Consider the following 21,866-nt stretch of genomic DNA (forward strand, 5'->3'; position numbering starts at 1 on the left):
TGTGTTGTATCGGGCTTCTGTGAAGTCCTTGATTCCGGGTCCGCTCGAACTCCGGCGCTACGCGGAACGGTTGGCGTGTTCGCGTGACCTGCGCGGCGGGTCAGGGACACCGGACAGGAAGGCCAGCCGCAGTTTGGTCTCGTCCTCGGTATCGGGGGCTGCGGTGAGGATCACGATCTTGACTTCGGCGTCGCCGTCGGTCATGACGTCACAATCCACCTCGATCGGCCCGACCGTCGGGTGCTCGACGATCTTGTGGTCTTCGCGGTGTGCACCGACCGCGCCGCAGGCCCATAACTCGGCGAAGCGTTGATTGCCCGCGGTAAGTACCCGGATCAGGTTGGTCAACCGGCCGTTGTTCGGGAAGCGTCCGGTCGCGCGGCGCAGGTCGGACACAATGGCGGCGTCAACCGTGTCGCGAGCGAGCGAGGTCACGGGCCACTGCGATAAGCGTGGCCGGTCGCCATTGATCGGGAAGCTGTCGCGAGCGAAGTTGCGATGCTCCCGCGGTGTTGATGACGGATCGCCGAGAAGCGCCGACCAGCCGCGGTTCCACCAGATCAGCTGCCAATCAGCGGCGAAGACCGCGACGGCCGCGTCGCCAAGGCGGTTCAGTACGCGGTGGATGCCCGGCGGGATGTGGTCGGAGATCTCCCCGTCGGCGGGAGGGACCAGCCCCGCCAGCCGATACAAATGATCTCGTTCCGCGTTGCCGAGTTGCAAGGCCCTAGCGAGCGCGGCGACCACCTGCGCCGATGGTGTGGTGAACCGTCCCTGCTCCAGACGGACGACGTAGTCGACCGAGATCCCGGCGAGCTCGGCAAGCTCCTCCCGGCGCAGCCCTCTCGCGCGGCGCGAGCGGCCACTCGGCAGCCCAACTGCTGTCGGCGTAAGCCGGTCGCGCCAGGCGCGCAGAGTGGCCCCGAACTGCGTCCCATGAGTGGTCATGAAACTGATTGTCTCTCGCTGCCAGGCGCCCGGGGTGGTAGTCGTTTTCCTACCGTCGTGCCTTCCCTGGCGCACTTCGCGGCGCGGGCAAACGATGGACGCATGACGATCACCTTCATCACCGGGGCCAACAAGGGCCTCGGCCACGAGACCGCCCGTCGCCTCATCGAACACGGCCACACCGTGCTACTCGGCGCTCGCGATGCGAAGGCCGGCACCGCGGCGGCCGCGGAACTCGGTGCCCGCTTCGTCCAGATCGACGTCACCGACGACGAGTCGGTCGTGGCGGCGGCAGCCGACGTCGAGCAGCACGAAAGTGTCATCGACGTGTTGATCAACAACGCCGGCGTTCACGGCCCGCACGGTGACCCGAGCGGCTTGACAGGCGCCGACATCCTGAACGTTCTAGACGTCAATCTCGTCGGCGTGGTGCGAACCACCACGGCGTTCCTCCCGCTCCTGCGACGCTCGGCCGACCCGGTCATCATCAACGTCAGCAGCTCGATGGGATCTCTCGCCGCCACGCATGATCTGTCGCGAGCCGAGTCCAAGGTGATCGCCCCCGCCTACACGTCCTCCAAAGCGGCGCTCACCATGCTGACGACCCAGTACGCCAAGGCGCTGACCGACGTCCGCATCAACGCGGCCGACCCGGGTTACACAGCGACCGATCTCAACGACAACACCGGCCCGCAAACCGTCACCGAAGGCACCGACGCCATCGTCGGCCTTGCCACCGAAGGGCCGGGACACCGCTCCGGTCGTTTCGTCGACCGTGCCGGTGAGATCAAGTGGTCTTGAACCGCCAATCGCCGATGGGCGCGTCCGTGGGCAGCGCCCCCCTGTCGGCTGAAGTGACCCCCTGGGACCGGACACCTCCTGACTTGGCATCCTGCCGAGGAGGAGGAAAACGCTGTGGCTCGACAGAGCAAGTGCCCCGAGAAGTTCCGGCGCCAGGCGGCGGCGTTGGTGCTCGACTCCGGTCGCACGCTGCGGGACGTGGGCCGGGAGTTGGGCGTCAACCACGAGACGCTGCGCAACTGGGTCGACCGACTGCGGCAGGAACGCGACGGCGGCCGGCCCAGCGACCTGGCCGCTGACGAGCGGGCCGAGCTGATCCGCTTGCGGCGTCAGGTTGCCCAGCTGGAACTGGAGAAAGAGATTCTGAAAAAAGCCGCGGTCTTCTTCGCACGCGAGCCGGAGCGGTGAACCGGATCGACGTGTACCGGTTCATCGACGCGGAGAAGACCACCTACCTGGTCCGTCTGCTCTGCCGCCTCCTCGGCGTCGGCTACAGCGCCTTCTACGACTGGCTTCGGCAGGGACGCCACCGCGCTGCCGAGCGGGAACGCCACGACCAGCAGCGCGTCGAGATCACCCAGCAGGCGTGGTCAGAGCACCGCGGCGTCTACGGCGCCAGGCGGCTCGCCGCCGAGCTGCACGAACGCGGCCACCACTGGAACCGCAAGGCGGTCGCGAGACTCATGCGCCTGGCCGGCATCGAGGGCGCCCACCGCCGGCGGCGCGGTGAACCGCGCCGCAAGGCCGCGTCCACCGCGACCGCGCCGGACCGGGTCCAGCGCGTGTTCATGCTCCGCGACCTGGGCCTGGCACCCTGGCCGCTGCACGCCGTCGGCCACGGTGAGGGTCGGCAGGTCGGCGCGCATGCGCAGGGTCTGGGCGATGACGTAGGCGTCGTGGGCGTCGGTCTTGCGTTCGCCGTGGAACGCCCCCGCCATCCGTGACGTGACGGTGCCGCTGACGTATCGCACGTCCGCATCGCGGTCGAACAGGACCGCCAGCAGAAGTGACGCTGTCCGCTGCGGAGGTCGACGGCCCAGCGGATCGGCTTGCGGCGTTTGCCGAGTCGCGCGGCGATGCCGGAGATGGCGTGTTGATCGTTGGGGATCTTCTCGGACACCACCCTTTCGCTTGTGCTGGTCAGGGGGCGTGGACCCACCCGGACCCCTGTTCCCCAGCCCAGGACCACACCCGCAGCAAACGAGCCCCGGATTGCGACCGGCGGTCGGCCACGGTGGCCCGCGTTGGCACCGGTTGACCCGGGTTGGCATCCGATTGGTTACACGATCTGGATGAGCAGGCCCGCGACCGGCTCGGCTTCGGCCATGGGGTGCCGGCGAGTACGACGGTATGGCACCTGTTGACCCGCCTCGACGATCAGTTGTTGTCCACCGTCCTCGCGGGCTGGCTGAAGGTCCGCGCTCGGCCGGTCACACCTCGGCCGCACCGGTATCGGACGGTGAACGCCGTGGACGGGAAACGCTGCGGGAAGCCCGCCGTGCCGACGGCGGCCAAGTTCACCTGCTCTCCGCGCTGGACACCAGCACCCGCATCGTCCTGGCCCAGGTCACCGTCAGCGCGACGAGCAACGAAATCCCCGCGTTCACACCGCTGCTCGACGCGGTCGAGCAAGTGTTGGGCACCCTGACCGGCCCACTGTTCATCGCCGACGCCCTGCACACCCAGACCGCTCACGCCGAGGAGATCGCCGCCCGCGGCGCCCACCTGATGATCCCGACGAAAGGCAACCAACCCACCCTGTTCAAGCAGCTCAAGACCCTGCCCTGGCCGGAGATCCCGATCGGGGACCGCCGCTGGCGGACAGCCCGGTCCAGGTTCGACCTCAACCACCTCCAAAGTTCGCCGGGGTCACTCAATCTAGCCGTTGACAAGTTGTGTCGCATGAGCCGATCTTGACGTTGACAAGATTGGAGACCCCATGTCCTCGGCAACTCTCACCACCGCCGGCATCCTGCTGATCACCGTGGTTGCCGTCGCCTTCGGCGGTCTGACCTTGCTTGCCCACCTCGCCCGCCGTAAGGCCGGTTACCTCGACAATCCGGTGCGCCGCGGCCTCTGGACCGCCGGCCACGCGCACGCGGGGGTGCTGGTGCTCTTCGCGCTGGCCGTGCTCCCCTACGTGGACCAAGCTGACGCGTCAAACGACACCCGCACCCTGATCCGGTCGCTGCTGGTCGCGGCACCGATCCTGATGCCACTCGGCTTCTTCCTCTCAGTGGCCCGGCCGCAAGATACCCGGCCCAACAAGCTGATCTGGCTGACCGTTGCCGGCGGCGTCAGCGTGAGCGCCGGTGCGCTACTCCTCGGCATCAACCTGCTCTGAGCAACGCAGACGTCCGGTCTGCGGCCCGTCGCACAATCACGCGCCCCCGGTATTGCGGTGAGCAGGGCCGCCCCGCCGTAGTCGATGCAGGCTTGGACGCGTTCCGTGGGTGGCAGGTGGACGCGGGTTGCGATGAGCAGGAGGGCGATGGCGCGCAGAGGCAAGTTGACGTAGAAGGTCCCGCGCCAGCTCAGGTAGCCGGTGAGCAGGCCGCCGACGAGCGGGCCGCCGATGTAGGCGATCGGCATGATGACGCCGATCATGGACTGCAGGCGGCCGCTCTCACGCGGTGGTACGAGTACGCCGATGATGGCCAGCGCACCGACCATCAGTCCGCCCGCACCGAGGCCCTGTACGGCGCGGAAGGCGATGAGCTGACTCATGTCCCGGGACACGCCGGCGAGGACGGAGCCGGCGAGGAAGAGCGCGATCGCGGTGAGGAAGGTGGCCTTGCGGCCGTACAGGTCACCGAGTTTGCCCCAGATCGGGGTGGTCGCCGCGCCGGCGAGCATGTAGGCGGTGACTACCCACGGCAGGTGGTCCAGCCCACCGAGGTCTCGACGGCCGCAGAGCGAACACCAAGGCCCCGCAAAACGAACGTGGATCTGCCGCAAATCGAAAGCGATTCTCCCCGCAGATCGAAACCGCGCCGGTTATCATGCCACGTGCCCACACCGCACCTGATCCCACGCCGCGCCGCCGCGCAGGTCAACGCGGCCCTGGCCGACACCCGCGTCGTGCTGATCAGCGGAGCACGCCAAGCAGGCAAGAGCACCCTGGTTCGCATCGTCGCCGGCGATCGTCTCGCCGAGCGCCGCGATCTCGACCGGGCACAGGACCGGGCCGCCGCGATCGCCGACCCGGTGGGCTTCGTGGACTCCTCCGAACTACTGGTCGTTGACGAGATCCAGCGCGCTCCGGAGCTGCTGCTGGCCATCAAGGCAGCCGTCGACGAGGACCCTCGTCCCGGCCGGTATCTGCTCACCGGATCATCTCGGCTGTTCGGCATGGTGGCTGCCCCAGACGCGCTGCCCGGCCGGATGGAAACCGTCGAGCTCTGGCCGTTCTCCCAAGGCGAACTCGACGGAGAACCGGACGGATTCGTCGACGCCATCTTCGCCCTCGGCCCCGAACTGCGACACGAGTCGGAAGTGACCCGCGCCGACTACGCGGCCAGAATCGTGCGAGGCGGCCTACCCGAGGCCACGGCCCGCGCCGACTCGCGGCGCCGCCAACGGTTCCTCGACGCGTACGTCCAAGCGCTCATCGATCGCGATGTCCGGCAGCTGTCCGACATCCAGCACAAGGGTGAGCTACGCAAGTTGGTACGCCTGCTCGCGGCCAGATCCGCGACCATCATCGCCGCCAACTCCCTCGAATCCGCACTCGGACTGAGCCGGCCAACAATCGCACGTTACCTCCAGGCCCTGGAAGAGATCTTCCTGGTCAAGCGGATCCCCGGTTGGTCCCGCAACCTGGGCACCCGCGCCACCGCCGCTTCGAAGCTGATCTTTGTCGACTCGGGCATCGCCGCCAACGAGATCGCGACCGACGCCCGGGCGCTGCTCCGGCCGGGAGCACCGTTCGGCCCGCTGCTCGAATCCTTCGTCCTGTCCGAGCTGTCCCGCCAGCTCACGTGGTCCGAGCAGTTTGCCGACCTGTCCCACTACCGCGACCAAAGTAGGTACGAAGTCGACGCGGTGCTCGAGGACAGATCCGGCCACGTCGTCGGGATCGAAGTCAAAGCAGCCACAACCGTCGGACCCGACGACTTCCGCGGGCTACGCCGACTCGCCGACCGCCTCGGCGACGACTTCATCGCCGGCATCGTCCTCTACACCGGAACCTCCACGCTGCCGTTCGGCGACAGGCTCCGCGCCCTGCCAGTCAGTGCCTTGTGGCAGGTCGCCGCCCCGACAGCAGACTGACCCCGCTCTCTTCGCAGGTCGCTCCCGTCAGGTGAGGGGCTCCGATCTGGGCTTGACCCGTTTCGACGGACGGGGTCGATGTGTTGATCTTATCTAGGCGGCGTGGTGCACCGGTTGAGTGGTGTGGTGGGTGGCTTCGTAGGCGGCTGGGCTGAGGTAGCCGAGCGAGGAGTGCCGGCGGCGGGTGTTGTACCAGCCTTAATGGCACTCGAATATGGCCTGGCGGGCGGCGACGTGGGTGGGCCACGGCTGCCGGTGTAGCAGTTCGGTCTTAATCGTGGCGAAGAAGGACTCGGCTACCGCGTTGTCCCAGCGTTGCCCGCGCCGGCTGTTGGACAGGCGGATGCCGTGCGTAGCGGCGAGCGTGCTGGGAGCTGGTGTATTGGCAGCCGCGGTCGGACTGGAAGATCAGCCCAGACGTTGCGAGCAAAGTCCTCGGTGAACATGCACCGAACGTTACGCCGCCTGTTCTGTCCGCGAAGGCGTGGCCTCAACGGCCGCAGGTCATCTGTCCAGAGCGGAGCCCTGAGGTGAGGTGCCCGCGGCCGGGCGGCATGGTGCGGTGGGATGCGGGGCCGGAGACGGCGGGAAGCCCGGAATCGTTTGTTAGGGTCCCGAGGTGCTTGCCCGAGCTACAACCGAACTGCGGCAATCGCGCTCCCATGCCAAGCCCTCAAGGATCGCGATGTCGTCGGGTTCCCCGCTGGGCAGCGTCGAGGCGGAGTTCCTGACCACCGCTCGCCGGTTCGCCGCACCCGTACGCGGAGTCGGACTGCTGTTCATCAGCGCGTTCGGGCTCTTGGCGGTGCCCGACGACACCATGTCGCTGGGGTTCGCGCTGCTGGGGCTGGTGGTCGTCGGCGCCGTGGTAGATATTGTGACCGCGATCTCGGGGCGCGCGGCTCCACTGGCACTCGGGTTCGCCATAGCGCGTGTGGTGGCGATATGCGCGACCCAGGAGTGGACCGGTGGACAACCGAACCAGTGGGCGCTCAACGCTCTGACCACGACCGCGATCACGCTGCAGTGGGAGTGGCCGCCAAAGGTCGCGATACCCGCCACCGCTGGGTTGCTCGCCGTCGACCTAGCCGTGGTCGGTTTCGGCGAAGGGGGCACGACCGTGCTCCGGCTGCTGGTCGAGTGCGTTGTGACTCGTCTGACGTTCGTACTGTTGCGGCGGTCGAGCAGGCGCGTGGACGTGTTGCGGGACCGCCGGGCGGCCCTGGAGCGCGCGGAGGCACTGGCACTGGAGCGCCACCGGCGCGAACGCGAGTACCTGGCGTTGCTGCACGATACGGCCTCGGCGACATTCCTCCTGGTGGCGGTGCATGGTCGCGACACCGATCGGGCGCAGGTGGCCGGGTACGCGCGGCACGACCTGACCGCGCTCACCGGGTCGGCGGGCGGGCCGACGGCGCGGGACAGCCCGGTGGACCTGAACGCCTCGTTGCACGCCGTCGTGCAGCGCAGCCCGTTGACCGTCGAAGCCGAGTGGCGGGACGGGCCGCTGGTGCCCGCGTCCGTGGCACTCGCGCTGGTGCGCGCGGTGCGTGAGGCGCTGGCCAACATCGAGCGACACGCGGGTGTGGACAACGCGGCGCTGAGCGCGCGTCGCGAGGGCGACGGCGTCGTGGTGGAAGTCGCCGACACCGGCCTGGGGTTCCGCCTCGACGAAGTGCCGCACTCCCACCGCGGCATTCGCGGCTCGGTCGTCGAACGCATGACCGCGGTCGGCGGCGGCGCCGTGGTCACCTCGCGTCCCGGTGCGGGCACTTCCGTGCGGCTGGTGTGGCCTGATAGGTGAAGACCGCGCCGTGGCCGACCACGTGTACGCCACGATGCGGATCGCACTGCTGGGCGTCACCGGCGCGGTGCAGTTCGGGCTGTGTCTGGCGACGCTGGCCAGGCACGAGTACCGGCCGGCGTGGGTCGCCGTCGCCGCGTTCACCGCCCTGGCGCTCGTCACCGCCACGTGCGGGATCTGGGTGGTGCGCAGGCAGCCGTTGCCGCCCAGCGTCGTGGTGGTCGGCACCGTGATCGTGCTGATCGCATCGACAGCCGCGAGCGCCGCCCTGCCGTTGGACGGGCACTTCCGGGAGCCGGACTGGTCGTTCGGCCTGGCGGGGTGGCACCTGTTGCTGCTACTCCTCGACCGGGTCCCCGTGCTGCTCACGGCATCGGCCGTGCACGTGGCGGCGAACGTCGCCCAATTTCTGCTCATGGGAGTGCCGGAGCGTGTCGAGGTGGGTGCGGTGGGAGCGGTCGTGCTCGCTACCACCAGCGTTCAGCTCGCGTTCGTGGTGATCACGCGGATGCTGGCCCGCAGCGCCCATCAGGCGACCGAGGTGGCCGCCGAGCGGGATCGGATGGTGACCAGGGTGGCGTTGGCCGAGCAATGGGAGCAGGGGCAGCGGATCGGCTTCGCCGGACAGTTGGGCGTGACGCTGTCGTTGTTGGCGGACCTGGCCGACGGCGTGCTGGACCCGCGCGACGACGACACCAGGCGGCGGTGCGCCCTCGCGGCGACCCAGCTGCGCAGGCTGTTCGCCGAGAGCGACGACGTCCCCGACCCGTTGGTGCACGAGGTCACCGCGTGCGTCGACGTGGCCGTGCGGCGGGGTGTCGAGGTCTCGCTGGCGGTCAGCGGCACGGCCGTGCCGGTGCCGGCCTACGTGCGTCGTGAACTCACCGGTCCGGTGGTCGCCGCGCTGTCGGCGGCACGGACACGTGCGCGGGTGAGCGTGTTGCGCACCGACGATCAGGTGCGGGTCGCCGTGGTCGCGGACGCCGACGTACGTGTGGTCATCGCCTCCTCGCCGCAGGTCGAGGTGGACTCGGGCGCCTATGGTGAGCACGTACGGGTGGAGGCGAGATGGCGGCGGACGAGCAGTTGAGTGCGGTGGTCGTGGACGACCACCCGGCGGTGCGGGCCGGTGTAGCCCACTGGCTGTCGTCCGGTACGCCGCCGATCCGGGTGGCCGCCGCGGGCGACGACGTCCGCGTCGCCTGGCTCGATGAAGGCGCCGGGGCCGACGTGGTCATCCTCGACCTGCACCTGGGTGGCCCGACCCCGGCACTGGGCGACCTGCGGAGACTGGCCCAGGCGGGCAGGCGGGTCGTCGTCTACTCGATGCGTGTGGACGACGACATCGCACTGCAATGCCTGGAGGCGGGGGCGTTGAGCTATCTGACGAAAGCGGAGGGCGCCGAGCACCTGTTGCAGGCCACGAGGGCCGCGGCGGCGGGCCGGGCGTACACCCCGCCGACCCTGGCGGGCGCGCTCGCCGGCGACTGCTCCGCCCACCGGCCGGTGTTGTCGGCGCGGGAGACCGAGGTACTGGTCGAGTGGTTCCAGTCGGAGTCCAAGGACTTCGTGGCCCAGCGCCTAGGGATCTCACTGAGCACGGTCAACTCCCACCTGGAGCGGATCCGGGTCAAGTACGCCCTGGGCGGTCGGGAGGCGCCGACCAAGGCCGCCTTGGTGGCGCGCGCGATCCAGGACGGTTTGGTCCGCCTCGACGACCTGTGATTGGCGGTCGAGCTGCGAATCCGGGAGGGCGTCAGGTCGACGGTCCTGAGTTCGCAGCCCGACCACGATCGGCGTGGCGCCGAGCTATCCGGTCGTACCGCTGCGCACAGTGGCGTGACGGTGCGTCAGCACGCCTTCACACTCACGGTCTGGACCCGGCCCGCAATGTTGGAGACCGTCACGACCTTATCGGTGGGGAACGCCCTGACCGTGTACTTCCGGGCCGACGTCACCTTGTAGGTGCCCTTCCAGCCAGCCGGCGCGGACGCAATGTGCACGACGAGATTGCCGGTGGCTTGGGAGACGATCCACAGTGTCCTGACACCACCGCAGTTGTTGTAGTACGTGATGTAGCCGTAGGTCGCGGCCGACGCCGGGCTCGCCACGGCGAGCGTGCCGGTCATGGTCAAGAGCAGGGTCGCGGCAGCGGTCGCAAATCGGGTTCGGAGTCGCACGAGGGTTTCTCCCAAAGGGGTGGTCGGACAAGATCATCCGTATGATAAGCCGAAGCGGCCACGCGTCGTGTCGGTCGTTCGCACCACATGTCAGGCCGGCGTCTCATGGGCCGCACTCAGGCACCGGTCGCGGTGAGCTTCGCCCTGGTTGCACGGTCGGTAGGTCGGCTCGGCTCGTTGGACGCCGCGTCTCGCGAGCGGTGACCAAGTGATGTCTTCAGCGTCGTAGGTATTTAGGCGTGGGATCGCGAGTGGATGGCTGGCGCGGTCATGGTCAGGTGTAATAGCCCCCGATGCCGCGCGAGCCGCAGCCCCCTACTCGATCACCCCAGCGGCTGAGAGCGTGTTTGAGAAGGTCTGTTGTGGACGGCGTGGCGGCGTGACCTTCGGCGGCGGGCCGGGCAGGGTTGCGTGGTGTCTACGCGTCGTGGCTACCCCTCCGACCTGACCGACGCCCAGTGGGCGCTGATCGAGGCTTTGCTGCCGGAGCCGAACACGGACGGCCGGCGGGAGAAGCACCCGCGGCGGGAAATCGTCAACGCGATCCTGTACGTGGTGCGGTCCGGGTGCCCGTGGCGGTATCTACCGGCGGATCTTCCGCCGTGGCAGACGGTGTACTGGTACTTCACCCGGTGGGAAGAAGCCCGCGTCACCGAGAAGCTCCTGGCCACCCTGCGGATCAAGGCCCGAGTGCAGCAGGGCCGAGACCCCGAACCGTCGGCCGGGATCATCGACTCGCAGAGCGTGAAGGGCGCCGACACCGTCGGCCGGGACAGCCGCGGCTACGACGCGGGCAAGAAAATCAACGGCCGGAAACGGTTCATCGTCACTGACACCCTGGGTTTCCTGGTCACCGTGACTGTCCTCGCCGCGAGCTGGCAGGACCGAGATGGCGCCAAGGCCGCCCTGCTGGGCGCCTACATGGCCACCCCGATCCGACACGTCTTCGCCGATCAAGGCTTTACCGGACGACTCGTCGACTGGACCCGCGACATCCTGCGCATCACCCTCGAGATCGTTCGCAAGCCCGCTGACCAGCGCGGCTTCGCCGTGCATCCGCGGCGGTGGGTGGTGGAACGGACCCTGGCCTGGCTCACCGCCTATCGCCGACTCGCCCGCGACTACGAACGCCACCCCGAGGTCTCCGAAGCCAACATCCGCTGGGCCGCCATCGCCGGCATGACCCGCCGCATCACCCGCGGTCGACCTGCCCGACGCCAAGCCCGCCGCACCTTCAACTGGACCTGATCACACCATCTCAAACACGCTCTGATCACGCCGCGACCTAATGAAAGGACTCTTCGGTCCACCATCCCACCAGCGTTCTGTGTGACCGTGGACGCCCACGCGGACCTCCACCGTTGTCGAAGGATCCGATGATCCAGGCCAGTCCAGAGGTGGCCCACACGAGCGGCTCGAACAAGGGACTACCACTGCACAAGGGCCGGCCCCGCCGCGACCCGCCGTGACGGGATCGGTCTTGTCGAAGCGCTCACCGCGCGGGCTACTACCCGAGACCTCCGAACGAGTCCAGCAAGACCGGCCCTTACATGCTCATTAGGGCTACGCCCACGACTCCACCCGTCGAACACTGCGCCAACGAGGAATCCGGCACGTCATCCCGGAACGGTCCGACCAGGTCGCCCGCCGAGCCGCCAGAGGCAGCGCAGGCGGCAGGCCGCCCACCTTCGACAAGGCGATCTACCGCAAGCGCAACGTGGTGGAACGCTGCTTCGACCGCCTCAAACAGTGGCGTGACCTGGCCACCCGCTACGCCAAACGCGCATCCCTCTACCGGGCCAGCCTCGTCCTCATCGCCGCCATCATCTGGCTCCCATGATCGACAGGACACGGCCTAAACGTGTAGTCGAGTGCCCGCCACACGTGCCTTACGTACCAGAAGAGATCATTGCGCGTTGACCTGCGGAGGCGATACAGCAACACCAGATAAATCGCGTCCACATAGGTCCTATCGCTGCGCGACCTTGGCGTGGTATATGACTGCGTATGGTGACGCGGATCGGCTCCGTGGCCCGCCACTGGCTCGCGACCCTTGACCGGCTGTGGGACCGGGCGCAACAGCGAATCGACGCGACCGCCGGGGAGCCGCTGCGGTCCTGGCTGGCGCCGCTCGGCCAGGCCTTGATCGCGACCGTGGCCCTGGTCGGGCTGACCCGGCTCCTGCTGACGTCCACCGCACACGGGAACAGCCTGGTGCGGTGGCTCGGCGCCGCTGTCGCCGCGCTGCTCGCATTGCCGTTGCTCGCGGTGGTCACCCGGAACACAATCATTTCGCTGATCGAACCGGCCCACCGGCGCCTTCTGCTGATCGCGTTCCTCGCGTCGTCGGCGGCGCTGGCGCTCAGCGTGGAGGCGTTCTCGGCGGTCACGCTCGCGATCGGTGCGCCCTCCCGCAGCCTCTGGAGCGCCGAGCGGTTCTACCTGTGGCAGTTGGTCGACTCCATCCCGCTGCTCCGACTGACTGATCGCCTGCAGTGGACCGAGCCACCGCTGCTGCACGGCGTCGACGGCCGCGCTTTGGTGCTGGGCTTCAAGCTCCTTGTCATCCCCCCGCTCGCCCGGGTGGGCCTGACGATGTACGGGTTCATTGAGAACCGTCGGGTCGAACGGGCGCACCACCAGGCGATCGCAACCCACGTACGCGGCACCGCGAACAGCAGCCTGACCTCGTCGCTCGGACTATTCCTGCTGGCGCCGGCCGCCGGGGTGATCTGGGCCGGCTGGGGACGCGCCCCGCTGTGGTCGCTGACAAGCCTCGCGGTCGTCGCCGTGGCGGTCGCCGCCCTCGTGACGACGATACTGGTCTTCGCTCTGCTGAATCTCCTGGCGGAACTGGTCCTGATACCGCTCCTGCTCGCGGCCGTCGCGACCGTGTGGTTCAGCCCGTGGTTTGCGGACGTGGGGTTCTGGGCGAAGGTCGGGCTGACGATCGTCGCCTGGTTCGCCCTGTGGTTCGTGGTGCTGCCGTTCTGGGAGACCCCGGAGCTTCCCCAGGCCCTCGTGGCGTTCGCGACGCTGGTCGGCTTCGTCGGCGCCGACGCCCCGGCCGGCCGGTGGCTGGCGCAACACGTGTCGTGGCAGCTGGCGAACCTGCCCATCGGCGCTGTGCTCGCAACCGCGTGCGCCTGGTACGCCGTGGCGTTCGGCGCGTGGCTGATCCTCCAGGCGCCGCATCGGCAGCCCGCCCTAGGCGACGCCCAACTCGCTGAGGTTTGGTTCGGGCTGCGCTCCGACCTGCGCGCCTACGTTCTCATCGGCGTGCACATCGTGCTCGGCGCCGCGACCGCGCTGACGCTGTTGCGGGCCGGGGGCCTGGCGGCGGCCCGCGGTCCGGGCGATGGCCTCACGTCTAGCAGCAGCTCGCTGGTGGTCGCCGTCTGGCATGTGCTCGACTCACTGCCGGGGCCGAGCGTCCCGGGCGTGCTCGAGTGGCGCCTCACGACTGACCTGACCGGACGCTGGGCCGGCCTCGTCATCGTGCTCGCGGTCACGGGCGTGGTCGCGTTCGCGGCCCTGCCCCTGATCAGGACTGTCGTGCTGTGGGCCCGGCTGACGCTCAGCCCGCCGGAGACGGCCACGCCCGCGACTGCGCTTGCGCGCGAGGTGACCGACCGGCTCGACGCGGTGATTTCGCAGCTCGAGGCGAACCTGCCGCACGACGAGCCAGGCGCGGCGTCGCCCGCGCAGCCGTTTCGCCCCGGCTCGTTCTATGCCCGAGTCGCGGATCTTCCGCACCGGCAGCCGTTCGAGCAGGAGCTGGTCGCGGTGGAGCTGGCCCTGCGGCAGCTGCGCGACGTGTTCGGCACGGGTTCGGCCGTCTACCGCGCCGCCCACCGGGCTGCGGAGCTGACCGCCGGGGCGTACCGGATCAGTGCGGACAGCCGCGGCCAGCCAAGCGCGGACACCGACCTCCGCGCGGCGGTGATGAACGCCCGGGCGGCCCTGGATGAGCTATGGCGCGCGCTGCGCGACTTCCGCCTCGACGCCGAGCCGGAACCGGCGACAACGGCATAGCTATGCCCGAGCCGCGGTCAGCCTGGTACAGCTGGTTCGTCGAGGTCAGGCCGGCTGGTGGTGTCGATGATGACCAACGGCACCATCCGGCCGTCAGCGGCCGGACCCGCAATCGACCCGCCCGCGACGACGGGCACGATGTCAGCGGGATCTACCGCTCGTCTCGTCGGCGGCTTGGCCGTCCGACGTATGATCATGATTCACCTCCCACAGGACGGATGCGCTGACTGCCCGACGGAACACGCCCGTGACACCGGGTGAACGGCCTAGGTCACGACAGTGATGGCGTAAGCGGCGCCAGGAGCCGGCGGATTTCACCGGAGCCCTTTTGGACTGTCAGCAGCGTAATGCCGGGAGCTGGGAATCCTCGGCGCCGACATAGTTCATCGCGCCATCGACACTCTGAGCAGGCTAGACGCCGCACCCGCAAATCTTCAGCAAGCGATCACAGCGGTACCGCCCTGCGACCAATTATTGATCTTCAGAAGCAGGAAACCGCAGGTCAGCAGAGTGCGGTTGAAAGATATACACGGTTTAGGAAACCGATGCTCTATCCCCTGAGCTACGGGGGCGCGAGGGCCTAGTCTAGCGACCTGGGGGTTCACCTGGGGTGGCAGGGAGTGGCCCAAGTTCACCCACGTTCCCCGGACCGCCGTTGTCCCAGCCCAGGAGCACACCCGGAGCACACGAACCCCGGTTTGCGACCGGCGGTCGGCCAGAGTGACCCGCGTTGGCACCGGTTGACCCTGGTTGGCATCCGCTGGAGAGCACACACCGAGCACATCATCCAAATTGATGTGCGGCTGCCCGCTGTCGGCGTGCAGGTCGGAGTGCATAGGTAGGTGCGCCGTTACGTACAAAGATCCACATGACGACGGAGCCCAGGATGGCCGACCCGAGTGCCCCCTCGTCACTCAGACGGAGCAATCCGTCCGGCTACGCTCGGTTACCCCATCGCAGACGCATACGCGCCCGGAACGCGGCTACTTGTTTCATTGACCTGCGACCGTGGCCCGGCCAGGCTTCGGTCGAGGCGCCCGGGCTGTCGCTCTCATTGCGGCTGCCCACGCTGGTCGTGTGGCTCTCATTTGGCCTGCGCGGTCCGGGCGTCGCCCCAGGGCGGGGAGAGGCTCAAGAGGGGTTTGCTCGGCTCGAAGTAGCGTTGCCCTCCCGGCTCGACAACTGCTGATCGAGTATCGGAGGACGCCGTGACTGGCACGTCAGATCGTGTGGTCATCGGGATGGACCCGCACAAGCGCTCCGCCACGATCGAGGTCATGACCGGCGACGAGACCATCGTCGGTGGTGGCAGGTTCGACACCGGCATTGACGGCTACGCGGCGATGAGGAAGTACGCCAGGCAATGGCCGAACCGGGTGTGGGCGATCGAGGGCTGCCAGGGCATCGGCCGGCACATCGCCAACCGGCTACTGGCCGATGGCGAGCAGGTCGTGGATGTCCCGCCGAAGTTGTCCGCCAGGGCGCGGGTGTTCGCCACCGGCCAAGGCCGCAAGACCGACGCCACCGACGCCCACTCCATCGCGCTGGTCGGCACCCGCATGGCTGGGCTGCGCCCGGTCGTCAACGACGAACAGCTCGCCCTGCTGCGGATCCTGATTGACAGGCGCCGTTCCCTCGGTGTCGATCACACTCGAATGGTCTCCCAGCTGCACCAACTGCTGCTGGAACTGATTCCCGGTGGGGCGAAGAAGAGTCTGTCCGCCGCCCAGGCCAAGGCACTGCTGGCCAAGGTCAGACCCCGCGACACGGTCGGCAAAGCCCGACGCCGGGTCGCCGCGGAGCTGATCAGCGACCTCGAACGCGTCTACCAACGCACCAAGGACGCCGACAAGGAACTGAAAGAACTGGTCACCTCCACCGGCACCACCCTCATGGACCTGCACGGCATCGGACCCTCCGGCGCCGCCCGGCTCCTGGTCGAGGTCGGCGACATCACCCGATTCCCGAACCGGGCCCACTTCGCCTCCTGGAACGGCACCGCCCCCATCGACGCATCCTCCGGCGAGCAGGTCCGACACCGGCTCTCCCGCGCCGGGAACAGGCAGATCAACCGGGTGCTGCACATCATGGCCACCGTCCAGCTCCGCAACCCCACCGAAGGCCGCGCCTACTTTGACCGGAAGAAGACCTCCGGCAAGACGTCAATGGAAGCCATGCGCGCGCTGAAACGACGCCTGTCCGACATCGTCTACCGATGCATGATCAACGACGCCGTGGCCGCTACGGCAGCGGGCCCGGGAGGACAACGGGGAACGACCACTGACTCCAGCGTGACCAACTCGCATCCCCAAGCCGGCTCTTCGGAGAAGTCACTTCCCGGACCCGCCAAGACCCAGCTTAGAACTCCACTCCCAGCGTTGTCTTGACACAGAGGGGAGCCTGCTTCTGGCGGGCGGGTGGTGTTGGCGGCCGGCGGCGATGAGCAGGGCGTTGCCTTCTGGGATTTCACCACGGGCGAGTTGATCAGCGGAACGACCTTCGACGGCCTGTACATCGCGGCCGTGGCGGCCTTGGACGGTGGGGACGGTTCGGCGCGGTTCGTGACGTGTAGCGGGGTGCACTGGGACGGCGTCATGGTGTGGGAACCGGTCGTGGGGTCGTCTCCGGTCGAGTTGCCCGAGTCCACGGTGGATACGCTCGGCACCGGCCGTTTCGGCGGTCGTTCGCTGGTCGTGGCGGGTACCCGTGAATGCGTCACCGTGTGGGACGTGGATACGGGGGAGCGATTGGCCTCGTTGTACACCGAGGACGACGGCGAGGATACTGGAGACGAGCGGATCCACGCCGTCGCCATCGCCCAGCAAGGTATGGGCTTGGCGATCCTGGCGTTGACGGATTCCGGGAGCGTCCGGGTCTGGGTGCTCCCGTCGCCCCGCCCGGTTCGGACGGATCGTGAGCTCGCCATCGAGCGACTGAAACGAGCCCGTGCGGGCCTGCCGGACGTTGACGAGCCGGACGAGGAAATCGAGCCGATCCGGGACCCGTTCATCGGGCACGAGGGCGCCATATCCACATTGGCTATCGCGGTTGTCGATGACCGCCCGGTCGCCGTCACCGGCGGCACCGTACGTGTCTGGGACCTAGCAGACGGGCGGGCGGTCTGCGCTCCGCTGACCGGTCATCGTGATTCGGTACGCAAGGTGGTAACCAGCACCCTGGGCGGCCGGCCTGTGGCCGTGAGCGCAGGTGACGACCGGACGGTCCGGGTCTGGGACCTAGCCCCTCAATCACACTACAGAGGTTGAAAGGCCGAGGTTCGAGCTATCTCGGTGGTTCGGGGTCGAGGGTCATGCCGGTGCTGGCGAGGAAGCCGGCGAGGAGATCTGTCTGTTGCTGACACGCGCGTAGTCGACGTTTGACCAGTTGGGCGAGGTGGTCGACACCGCGGGCGGCGGTGTTGGTCAGGCCGCGTTTCATCCAGCGCCAGACGCCTTCGGTGGGGTTGAGGTCCGGGGCGTAGGCGGGTAACCGGATCACGGTCAGCCACGGCCGGGCAGGCGCCAGCCCGGCGATCGTCTCCTGCGGACTGGCCTCGTTCGGCACCCCCGCAGTGGCCTTCGTCGCCTCACCGATCGACCCGGCAAGAATTCCCAGGCCGCCCTGGATGCCCGTGATCGCGTTACGCACCCGCGCCACACCCGCCGCCACCGCGACGAAGCCCGCACCCGCCGCCCGTAACGCGACCTCCTGCGCCTGACTGTCGGCGGCGGCTGCCAACCCCTGCGCGCGTTCGACCCCGGTCATCAATGCGCGGAGTTCACCGGTGATCTTCTCGATCTGCGACACGTGGCCGGCATCCCCAATCGATGAAAGTGAGAGTGCTGGATAGCTGAACCTACCGGGCTCCTCGCGAGGTCACCAGACACCGGCGAGGCGGCCGGCACTGCAGACAGACCCGCTAGCTTTCGGTCATCTCTGCATTTGCCGACAGATGCCGGGTGTCGTTGTGGCTGGTCAGGGTCCATCGCCAACCAACGGAGGGTCGGGTCCACGACAGCGGCTGCTGTACCCAGGTCGTGACGCTTGCGTGGTACGCCGCGACAGCCGCGGTGGCCCGACGGGCGATAGGCACGGCCAGGAAGTGGTGGAAGGCGGCATCGATGGTTTCGCCGTGGCCGACGACGAGGACGCGCTCACCTACATGCCGGGTCGCGATCTCGCCGATCGCGACGCTGGACCGATGCAGGTAGTCCCGCCAGGTTTCGCCGCCGGCTGCGAGCGGACGGTCCGCATCGAGGGCAGGGATGTCCCCGTACTCAGCGACGACGTCGGTCCACGGCCGGCCGTCGGCGGTACCGTAGTCCTGCTCGGTGAGGTCGGCGACGGTCTCAGCGTCCAAGCTGAGGTACGCCCCGATGATCGCGGCGCTTTCCTGGGCTCGGCGCAGCGGCGTGGTGTAGATGGCGTGAATCGGGCGCTCGTGGTGCTCTTGACCGAGTCGTTGGGCTAGTCGTTCGATCTGGCGTCGGCCTCGGTCGGTCAGTCCGCGACACCCTTGCAGGCCTCCGACGATCTGTTCGCGGTTGCAGTGGGCCTCGCCGTGGCGGGCGATGATCAGTTCAGCGGGAAGTGTCATGGTCGCTGGTCCCGTTCTCAGCGTCTGATGAGGGTGTCGTAGAACCGAAGGCACTGGGCGGCGTGGTGGACGGCGCTGAAGCGGCGGGCGCGGCAGCGGGCAGCGCTGGCCAGGGTCTTACGGCACTTCGCATACTGACGGCCTGGACAGCCACCCCAATGACACCGACCACACACGGTTCCGTCAGTTCGTCACCCAGTACTCCGAAAGAAGACTGACGCGCATGGGGCGTGACCGCGTTTGGGCCTGCGGGTCAAGAGGTGCCGTCGCCGTGCTGGACCGCCGCGAGCTCCGCGGGTACATGTGCGAGCATGTCACGTGCACCGTCACGCTCGGCCGTGTACAGGGCTGGCAACATCGCAGCCAGCGGCCCCTGGAGCGCGACGGCCTCCTCGATCCGCCGCCCCGATAGATGTAGCCGACGTGCCCAACGAACAACGTGCGGGCCACTGGCATCGACTCTGGGCACCGGATCCGCTGTGACTGTCAGGCATAGTTGGCACTTTTCAGCGGTTGTAGTCACCGCGCGGCGGTGGCGACTGTGACTCCTCCTGTCGATAGACGCGACTCGCCTTGGTTCTTCGGCGTTGGGCGACTTGGCTGGCCGGGAATCGGCACAGCGGGCTAACCGTGTAATGCGCGTAGGGCGGCGGCGAGCAGTTCGCCGCGCCTCGCTGGGTCGAGGGAACCGTCGGTGGTCGCCATGATGGCGAGCGTGCCTTGCTTGGCGACCGCGAGCGCGGCGTGAGCGCGGACAGTCGCGGCGACGGTGGGGTTCGACCCTGCGAGCATGGCCGTCAGAGAGTCGTTGATGTCGTGGGCGTGCCGGAGCCCGGCCCGCTCATTGAGGATTTCCTGGACGGATGGATCGCTGCCGATCATGGCGGCGATCAAGCGGGTGGCCGCGGTCGTGTCGATGAGTGCGGCGAGCACCTGCTCGGGGGTCTGTCGTTGCGCGACCGCGCATTCAGCGAGGTGCGCGAACTCGGCCAGCGGGCCGGCGATCAGTTCTTCGAGGATCTCAGTTTTGGCGCCGAAATGGTGGTACAGCGCCGCCTTGCTGATCCCGAGCTGGCTGGTGATGTCGGCAATCGAGGTTCCGGCGTAACCCTTCCTGATGAACAGGCGCAGCGCGACCTCCAGGATGCGGCTGCGCGTGTCGTCAGGGCCGGCCACCTTCGGCATGTTGCTCCTCAAGACCATCGTTGTGACGATCAGCATACTTGCCGACCGTTCGGTAAGGCGATAGCGTTCCTTACCGAACGGTCGGTAGGTGTCTCGGATGAAGGAGCTCCCCTTGTCAGTCATCAGCGCACGCAACGTCCTCGACCAGATCGTCCGGCTCACCGGCGATGGGCCGGCCATCGAACTGGCCGACATGTTCACGGAGGACGCCACCTTCGACATGCCGCTGCTTCCGCCTGGCCTGCCCGGGCAGGAACCCGGCCGCGAGGCGTTCCGCGCCCATCTCCGGGAGGGTGCCACGGTTCAGCACTTCGACCGAGTCAGCGACGTGCGTATCCACGAGACGGGCGACCCTGCGGTCGCTGTGGCCGAGTACCGCATCCACGGCAGGATCCTCGCCACCGGCAAGCGGTTCACCGCGCCGGTCGTGATGGTCGCGGGAATCCGCGATGGACGGGTCGCCTGGTCACGCAACTACTCCACGATGCTCGACGACCCGGAAGAGCAGTAGCCGGCACGCTGCTGTGCGCGGCCCGCGGTGGCGTCTTCTCTCCGTGATCACGGCGAGGCCGGCGCGCCGCGGACAGCGCGACGACCTGCGGCGCTACGCCTTCGGGCCTGCGCGCCTTGAGCACGGTGAGGAGGAACTCAAGGTATGCGCCACGGTTCGGGTCGACGATCGTCTGGATCTCGTTCTACCCACGTGAGCGTCGTGTGTCGCAGCCAGTGGGTGCTGATCTGCTGCACGTGAACCCAAGGCAGGTGCTCGCCGATGCGTACTCACAGGTGGTCGTAACGCCGGTAGGTGATGGGCTGCCCGTTGCGGTATCGCAGAAGTTGTCCCGTGTCCGTCGCGCCCCGTTCCTCGGCATGCCGTTGCAGATATCTCATTAGCGTTGGGGAGACTGGCTGCCACCGGACCGTGTCGCCCTTCTCGCGAAGCAGAATGAGGCATTGATCCGGATCTAGGTCGACTGGGCGAAGCGCTAGAGCTCCCCCGCGGCGACAGGCTGTCTCGGTGTGTAGCTTCAGGAGCAGACTGTCGAGTGCTGGATCGTCACCTGTGCTGGCAGCAATGGCGTTGATCTCTGCGATCCGGGTGTCGGCCACCGCGCGCCGCGTACTCGGTAAGCGACGCGGCTTGGCCACTTTCATGGCGGGGTTGTCTGCCGCCGCGATGAAACCGTCGGCAACCGCTCGTTTATAGAGGCAGCGCAAGGCGGCAATCAGGTGTTCTGCCGCGCTCCGGCCACCACGAGCATTACGGCGAGCCACGACGTGTGTCTTGACGTGCTCGGCCAGTCTTTCTATTTCGGACGGCGTGGGATCGTCCAGTCTTCGCTGCCCCCAGTGATCCACCACCCGGTTCCAATAGGAGCCATAGGCGCGTCGCGTACCCGTGGTGACCGCAGCGGCAACGACCGGAACGTACTCGGCGAAGGTGGGCGACAGAGGACGAGTGACGGCAGCCTCAAGAAGATCAGCTGGCGAGATGCCCGTCCGGGCGAGGAGCAGCCGAGCGGCGTCCAGTTCGGCGCGATTCGCCATGGAATCACTCATGGTCATCCCCGAACGCTGCGCCGTGAGCCTGCGTGATCATTTCGTCGAGCTTTGCCGGCGGGTGTACCACCAGCCGGCCGCGGTCTGGTTCAGCCACGATGAACACTCGGTCGCCGACGGCGAGGCCGCACCATGCACGGACCACCACCGGCAGCCGAACGTGTCCTTCCTTGGTCACCTGGAAGACACCCTGCTGATCGGCAGCCACGACGATCAGCCCACGGCGTTCCCTGATGTCCAATCGGAGTGTGGGCACCCACCGCAGGGCCTTCATCGCCGTTCGGTCGGCGATTCGGCCATGCGAGTCGAGCGTCGCCACGCCATAGACGGCCATGCTGCTGCGAATCGCGGCCAGGGCCGGCAACGGCAACGGGGATCGCTTCAATGGCTTCGCGGAGGAAGCAGGAGCGCCGTGAGCAGCGGTCAATTGGCCCGGCAAGGCAACGGCGGGGATCACCGGTGAGCCGGCATGCGTCGTCACAGC

At 67.9% G+C, this 21,866-nt stretch carries 22 protein-coding genes and 3 pseudogenes; 15 read left to right on the top strand and 10 right to left on the bottom strand.

What is annotated here, in order from left to right; genetic code table 11:
- Positions 1–57 precede the first annotated feature (57 nt).
- Positions 58–948, bottom strand: a complete 891-nt coding sequence (locus ABZU74_RS33140) for a helix-turn-helix transcriptional regulator (RefSeq protein ID WP_355432438.1) — start codon at positions 946–948, stop codon at positions 58–60.
- Between ABZU74_RS33140 and ABZU74_RS33145 the strand changes: the two genes are divergently transcribed.
- From ABZU74_RS33145 to ABZU74_RS33155, 3 genes are all read left to right on the top strand, one after another.
- Positions 937–1,749, top strand: coding sequence for an SDR family NAD(P)-dependent oxidoreductase (locus ABZU74_RS33145; RefSeq protein ID WP_355432441.1), 813 nt, complete (start codon positions 937–939; stop codon positions 1,747–1,749). The two genes, ABZU74_RS33140 and ABZU74_RS33145, sit on opposite strands and share 12 nt — an antisense overlap.
- Positions 1,750–1,863: 114 nt before the next feature.
- Positions 1,864–2,157: a transposase gene (locus tag ABZU74_RS33150; protein WP_355432443.1), complete on the top strand. Its 294-nt coding sequence runs from the start codon at positions 1,864–1,866 to the stop codon at positions 2,155–2,157.
- Between the two features lie 11 nt (positions 2,158–2,168).
- A complete protein-coding gene (locus ABZU74_RS33155) occupies positions 2,169–2,693 on the top strand; it encodes an IS3 family transposase (protein WP_355432496.1) in 525 nt (174 codons plus the stop codon).
- Here the strand turns inward: ABZU74_RS33155 and ABZU74_RS33160 are convergent.
- Positions 2,640–3,020 (bottom strand): annotated as a pseudogene (locus ABZU74_RS33160) (hypothetical protein); the annotation flags it as partial. The gene ABZU74_RS33155 and the pseudogene ABZU74_RS33160 overlap by 54 nt on opposite strands.
- 79 nt (positions 3,021–3,099) lie before the next feature.
- On the opposite strand from ABZU74_RS33160, the gene ABZU74_RS33165 reads away from it, so the two are divergent.
- A complete protein-coding gene (locus tag ABZU74_RS33165) occupies positions 3,100–3,666 on the top strand; it encodes a transposase (protein WP_355432445.1) in 567 nt (188 codons plus the stop codon).
- 22 nt (positions 3,667–3,688) lie between these two features.
- Positions 3,689–4,093: a hypothetical protein gene (locus tag ABZU74_RS33170; RefSeq protein ID WP_355432448.1), complete on the top strand. Its 405-nt coding sequence runs from the start codon at positions 3,689–3,691 to the stop codon at positions 4,091–4,093.
- A gap of 59 nt (positions 4,094–4,152) precedes the next feature.
- Here the strand turns inward: ABZU74_RS33170 and ABZU74_RS33175 are convergent.
- Positions 4,153–4,650, bottom strand: a pseudogene (locus ABZU74_RS33175) (MFS transporter); the annotation flags it as partial.
- A 108-nt stretch (positions 4,651–4,758) separates the two neighbouring features.
- Between ABZU74_RS33175 and ABZU74_RS33180 the strand changes: the two are divergent.
- Positions 4,759–6,021 (top strand): ATP-binding protein, encoded by a 1,263-nt coding sequence (locus tag ABZU74_RS33180; protein WP_355432451.1) that lies wholly within the window; start codon positions 4,759–4,761, stop codon positions 6,019–6,021.
- 198 nt (positions 6,022–6,219) lie between these two features.
- Here ABZU74_RS33180 and ABZU74_RS33185 read toward each other — a convergent pair whose 3' ends face one another.
- Complete coding sequence (locus ABZU74_RS33185; protein WP_355432499.1) at positions 6,220–6,366, bottom strand: integrase core domain-containing protein; 147 nt, start codon at positions 6,364–6,366, stop codon at positions 6,220–6,222.
- Positions 6,367–6,640: 274 nt separating this feature from the next.
- Here ABZU74_RS33185 and ABZU74_RS33190 point away from each other — a divergent pair, with 274 nt between their 5' ends.
- The 3 genes from ABZU74_RS33190 to ABZU74_RS33200 are packed head-to-tail and all read left to right on the top strand — an operon-like array spanning position 6,641 to position 9,550.
- Positions 6,641–7,825, top strand: coding sequence for an ATP-binding protein (locus ABZU74_RS33190; RefSeq protein ID WP_355432454.1), 1,185 nt, complete (start codon positions 6,641–6,643; stop codon positions 7,823–7,825).
- Between the two features lie 10 nt (positions 7,826–7,835).
- Positions 7,836–8,915: a hypothetical protein gene (locus tag ABZU74_RS33195; protein WP_355432457.1), complete on the top strand. Its 1,080-nt coding sequence runs from the start codon at positions 7,836–7,838 to the stop codon at positions 8,913–8,915.
- Positions 8,894–9,550 (top strand): response regulator transcription factor, encoded by a 657-nt coding sequence (locus ABZU74_RS33200; protein WP_355432460.1) that lies wholly within the window; start codon positions 8,894–8,896, stop codon positions 9,548–9,550. Before ABZU74_RS33195 ends, ABZU74_RS33200 begins: the two co-directional genes overlap by 22 nt.
- 125 nt (positions 9,551–9,675) lie before the next feature.
- On the opposite strand, the gene ABZU74_RS33205 is transcribed toward ABZU74_RS33200, so the two are convergent.
- Positions 9,676–9,954, bottom strand: a complete 279-nt coding sequence (locus tag ABZU74_RS33205) for a hypothetical protein (RefSeq protein ID WP_355432463.1) — start codon at positions 9,952–9,954, stop codon at positions 9,676–9,678.
- A 465-nt stretch (positions 9,955–10,419) separates the two neighbouring features.
- Here ABZU74_RS33205 and ABZU74_RS33210 point away from each other — a divergent pair, with 465 nt between their 5' ends.
- The 5 genes and pseudogenes from ABZU74_RS33210 to ABZU74_RS33230 all read left to right on the top strand — a co-directional run bounded on the left by ABZU74_RS33210 (position 10,420) and on the right by ABZU74_RS33230 (position 17,306).
- Positions 10,420–11,253, top strand: a complete 834-nt coding sequence (locus ABZU74_RS33210) for an IS5 family transposase (protein ID WP_355432466.1) — start codon at positions 10,420–10,422, stop codon at positions 11,251–11,253.
- Positions 11,254–11,566: 313 nt separating this feature from the next.
- A pseudogene (locus tag ABZU74_RS33215) lies at positions 11,567–11,845 on the top strand (transposase); the annotation flags it as partial.
- A 188-nt stretch (positions 11,846–12,033) separates the two neighbouring features.
- Positions 12,034–14,040, top strand: a complete 2,007-nt coding sequence (locus ABZU74_RS33220; protein ID WP_355432469.1) for a hypothetical protein — start codon at positions 12,034–12,036, stop codon at positions 14,038–14,040.
- A 1,277-nt stretch (positions 14,041–15,317) separates the two neighbouring features.
- Positions 15,318–16,427, top strand: coding sequence for an IS110 family transposase (locus tag ABZU74_RS33225; RefSeq protein WP_355432472.1), 1,110 nt, complete (start codon positions 15,318–15,320; stop codon positions 16,425–16,427).
- A 30-nt stretch (positions 16,428–16,457) separates the two neighbouring features.
- A complete protein-coding gene (locus ABZU74_RS33230; protein WP_355432475.1) occupies positions 16,458–17,306 on the top strand; it encodes a hypothetical protein in 849 nt (282 codons plus the stop codon).
- Between the two features lie 16 nt (positions 17,307–17,322).
- Here the strand turns inward: ABZU74_RS33230 and ABZU74_RS33235 are convergent, their stop codons facing one another.
- The 3 genes from ABZU74_RS33235 to ABZU74_RS33245 all read right to left on the bottom strand — a co-directional run bounded on the left by ABZU74_RS33235 (position 17,323) and on the right by ABZU74_RS33245 (position 19,945).
- Positions 17,323–17,847: a transposase gene (locus tag ABZU74_RS33235; protein ID WP_355432478.1), complete on the bottom strand. Its 525-nt coding sequence runs from the start codon at positions 17,845–17,847 to the stop codon at positions 17,323–17,325.
- Between the two features lie 112 nt (positions 17,848–17,959).
- Entirely contained in the window at positions 17,960–18,637 is a 678-nt protein-coding gene (locus tag ABZU74_RS33240; RefSeq protein WP_355432481.1) for a histidine phosphatase family protein, read from the bottom strand.
- A 624-nt stretch (positions 18,638–19,261) separates the two neighbouring features.
- Entirely contained in the window at positions 19,262–19,945 is a 684-nt protein-coding gene (locus ABZU74_RS33245) for a helix-turn-helix domain-containing protein (RefSeq protein WP_355432484.1), read from the bottom strand.
- On the opposite strand from ABZU74_RS33245, the gene ABZU74_RS33250 reads away from it, so the two are divergent.
- Positions 19,935–20,333, top strand: a complete 399-nt coding sequence (locus ABZU74_RS33250) for a nuclear transport factor 2 family protein (protein ID WP_355432487.1) — start codon at positions 19,935–19,937, stop codon at positions 20,331–20,333. The two genes, ABZU74_RS33245 and ABZU74_RS33250, sit on opposite strands and share 11 nt — an antisense overlap.
- Before the next feature lie 269 nt (positions 20,334–20,602).
- On the opposite strand, the gene ABZU74_RS33255 is transcribed toward ABZU74_RS33250, so the two are convergent.
- A complete protein-coding gene (locus ABZU74_RS33255) occupies positions 20,603–21,388 on the bottom strand; it encodes a site-specific integrase (protein WP_355432490.1) in 786 nt (261 codons plus the stop codon).
- Positions 21,375–21,866, bottom strand: a 492-nt coding sequence (locus tag ABZU74_RS33260; protein WP_355432493.1) for an AbrB/MazE/SpoVT family DNA-binding domain-containing protein, incomplete at its 5' end; no start/stop codon positions are given. The genes ABZU74_RS33260 and ABZU74_RS33255, both read right to left, overlap by 14 nt.

Origin of the sequence: Micromonospora sp. NPDC005171 (assembly GCF_040608575.1) — a bacterium.
In the GTDB taxonomy this organism is placed as follows: Bacteria; Actinomycetota; Actinomycetes; order Mycobacteriales; family Micromonosporaceae; genus Micromonospora.

Excerpts from the sequence above, each read along its gene's own strand:
- ABZU74_RS33145 (WP_355432441.1), top strand. The coding sequence starts at position 937 with ATGAGTGGTCATGAAACTGATTGTCTCTCGCTGCCAGGCGCCCGGGGT.
- ABZU74_RS33255 (WP_355432490.1), bottom strand. The coding sequence starts at position 21,388 with ATGACCATGAGTGATTCCATGGCGAATCGCGCCGAACTGGACGCCGCT.
- ABZU74_RS33165 (WP_355432445.1), top strand. The coding sequence starts at position 3,100 with ATGGCACCTGTTGACCCGCCTCGACGATCAGTTGTTGTCCACCGTCCT.
- ABZU74_RS33205 (WP_355432463.1), bottom strand. The coding sequence starts at position 9,954 with ATGACCGGCACGCTCGCCGTGGCGAGCCCGGCGTCGGCCGCGACCTAC.
- ABZU74_RS33140 (WP_355432438.1), bottom strand. The coding sequence starts at position 948 with ATGACCACTCATGGGACGCAGTTCGGGGCCACTCTGCGCGCCTGGCGC.
- ABZU74_RS33200 (WP_355432460.1), top strand. The coding sequence starts at position 8,894 with ATGGCGGCGGACGAGCAGTTGAGTGCGGTGGTCGTGGACGACCACCCG.
- ABZU74_RS33225 (WP_355432472.1), top strand. The coding sequence starts at position 15,318 with ATGACCGGCGACGAGACCATCGTCGGTGGTGGCAGGTTCGACACCGGC.
- ABZU74_RS33245 (WP_355432484.1), bottom strand. The coding sequence starts at position 19,945 with ATGACTGACAAGGGGAGCTCCTTCATCCGAGACACCTACCGACCGTTC.
- ABZU74_RS33170 (WP_355432448.1), top strand. The coding sequence starts at position 3,689 with ATGTCCTCGGCAACTCTCACCACCGCCGGCATCCTGCTGATCACCGTG.
- ABZU74_RS33240 (WP_355432481.1), bottom strand. The coding sequence starts at position 18,637 with ATGACACTTCCCGCTGAACTGATCATCGCCCGCCACGGCGAGGCCCAC.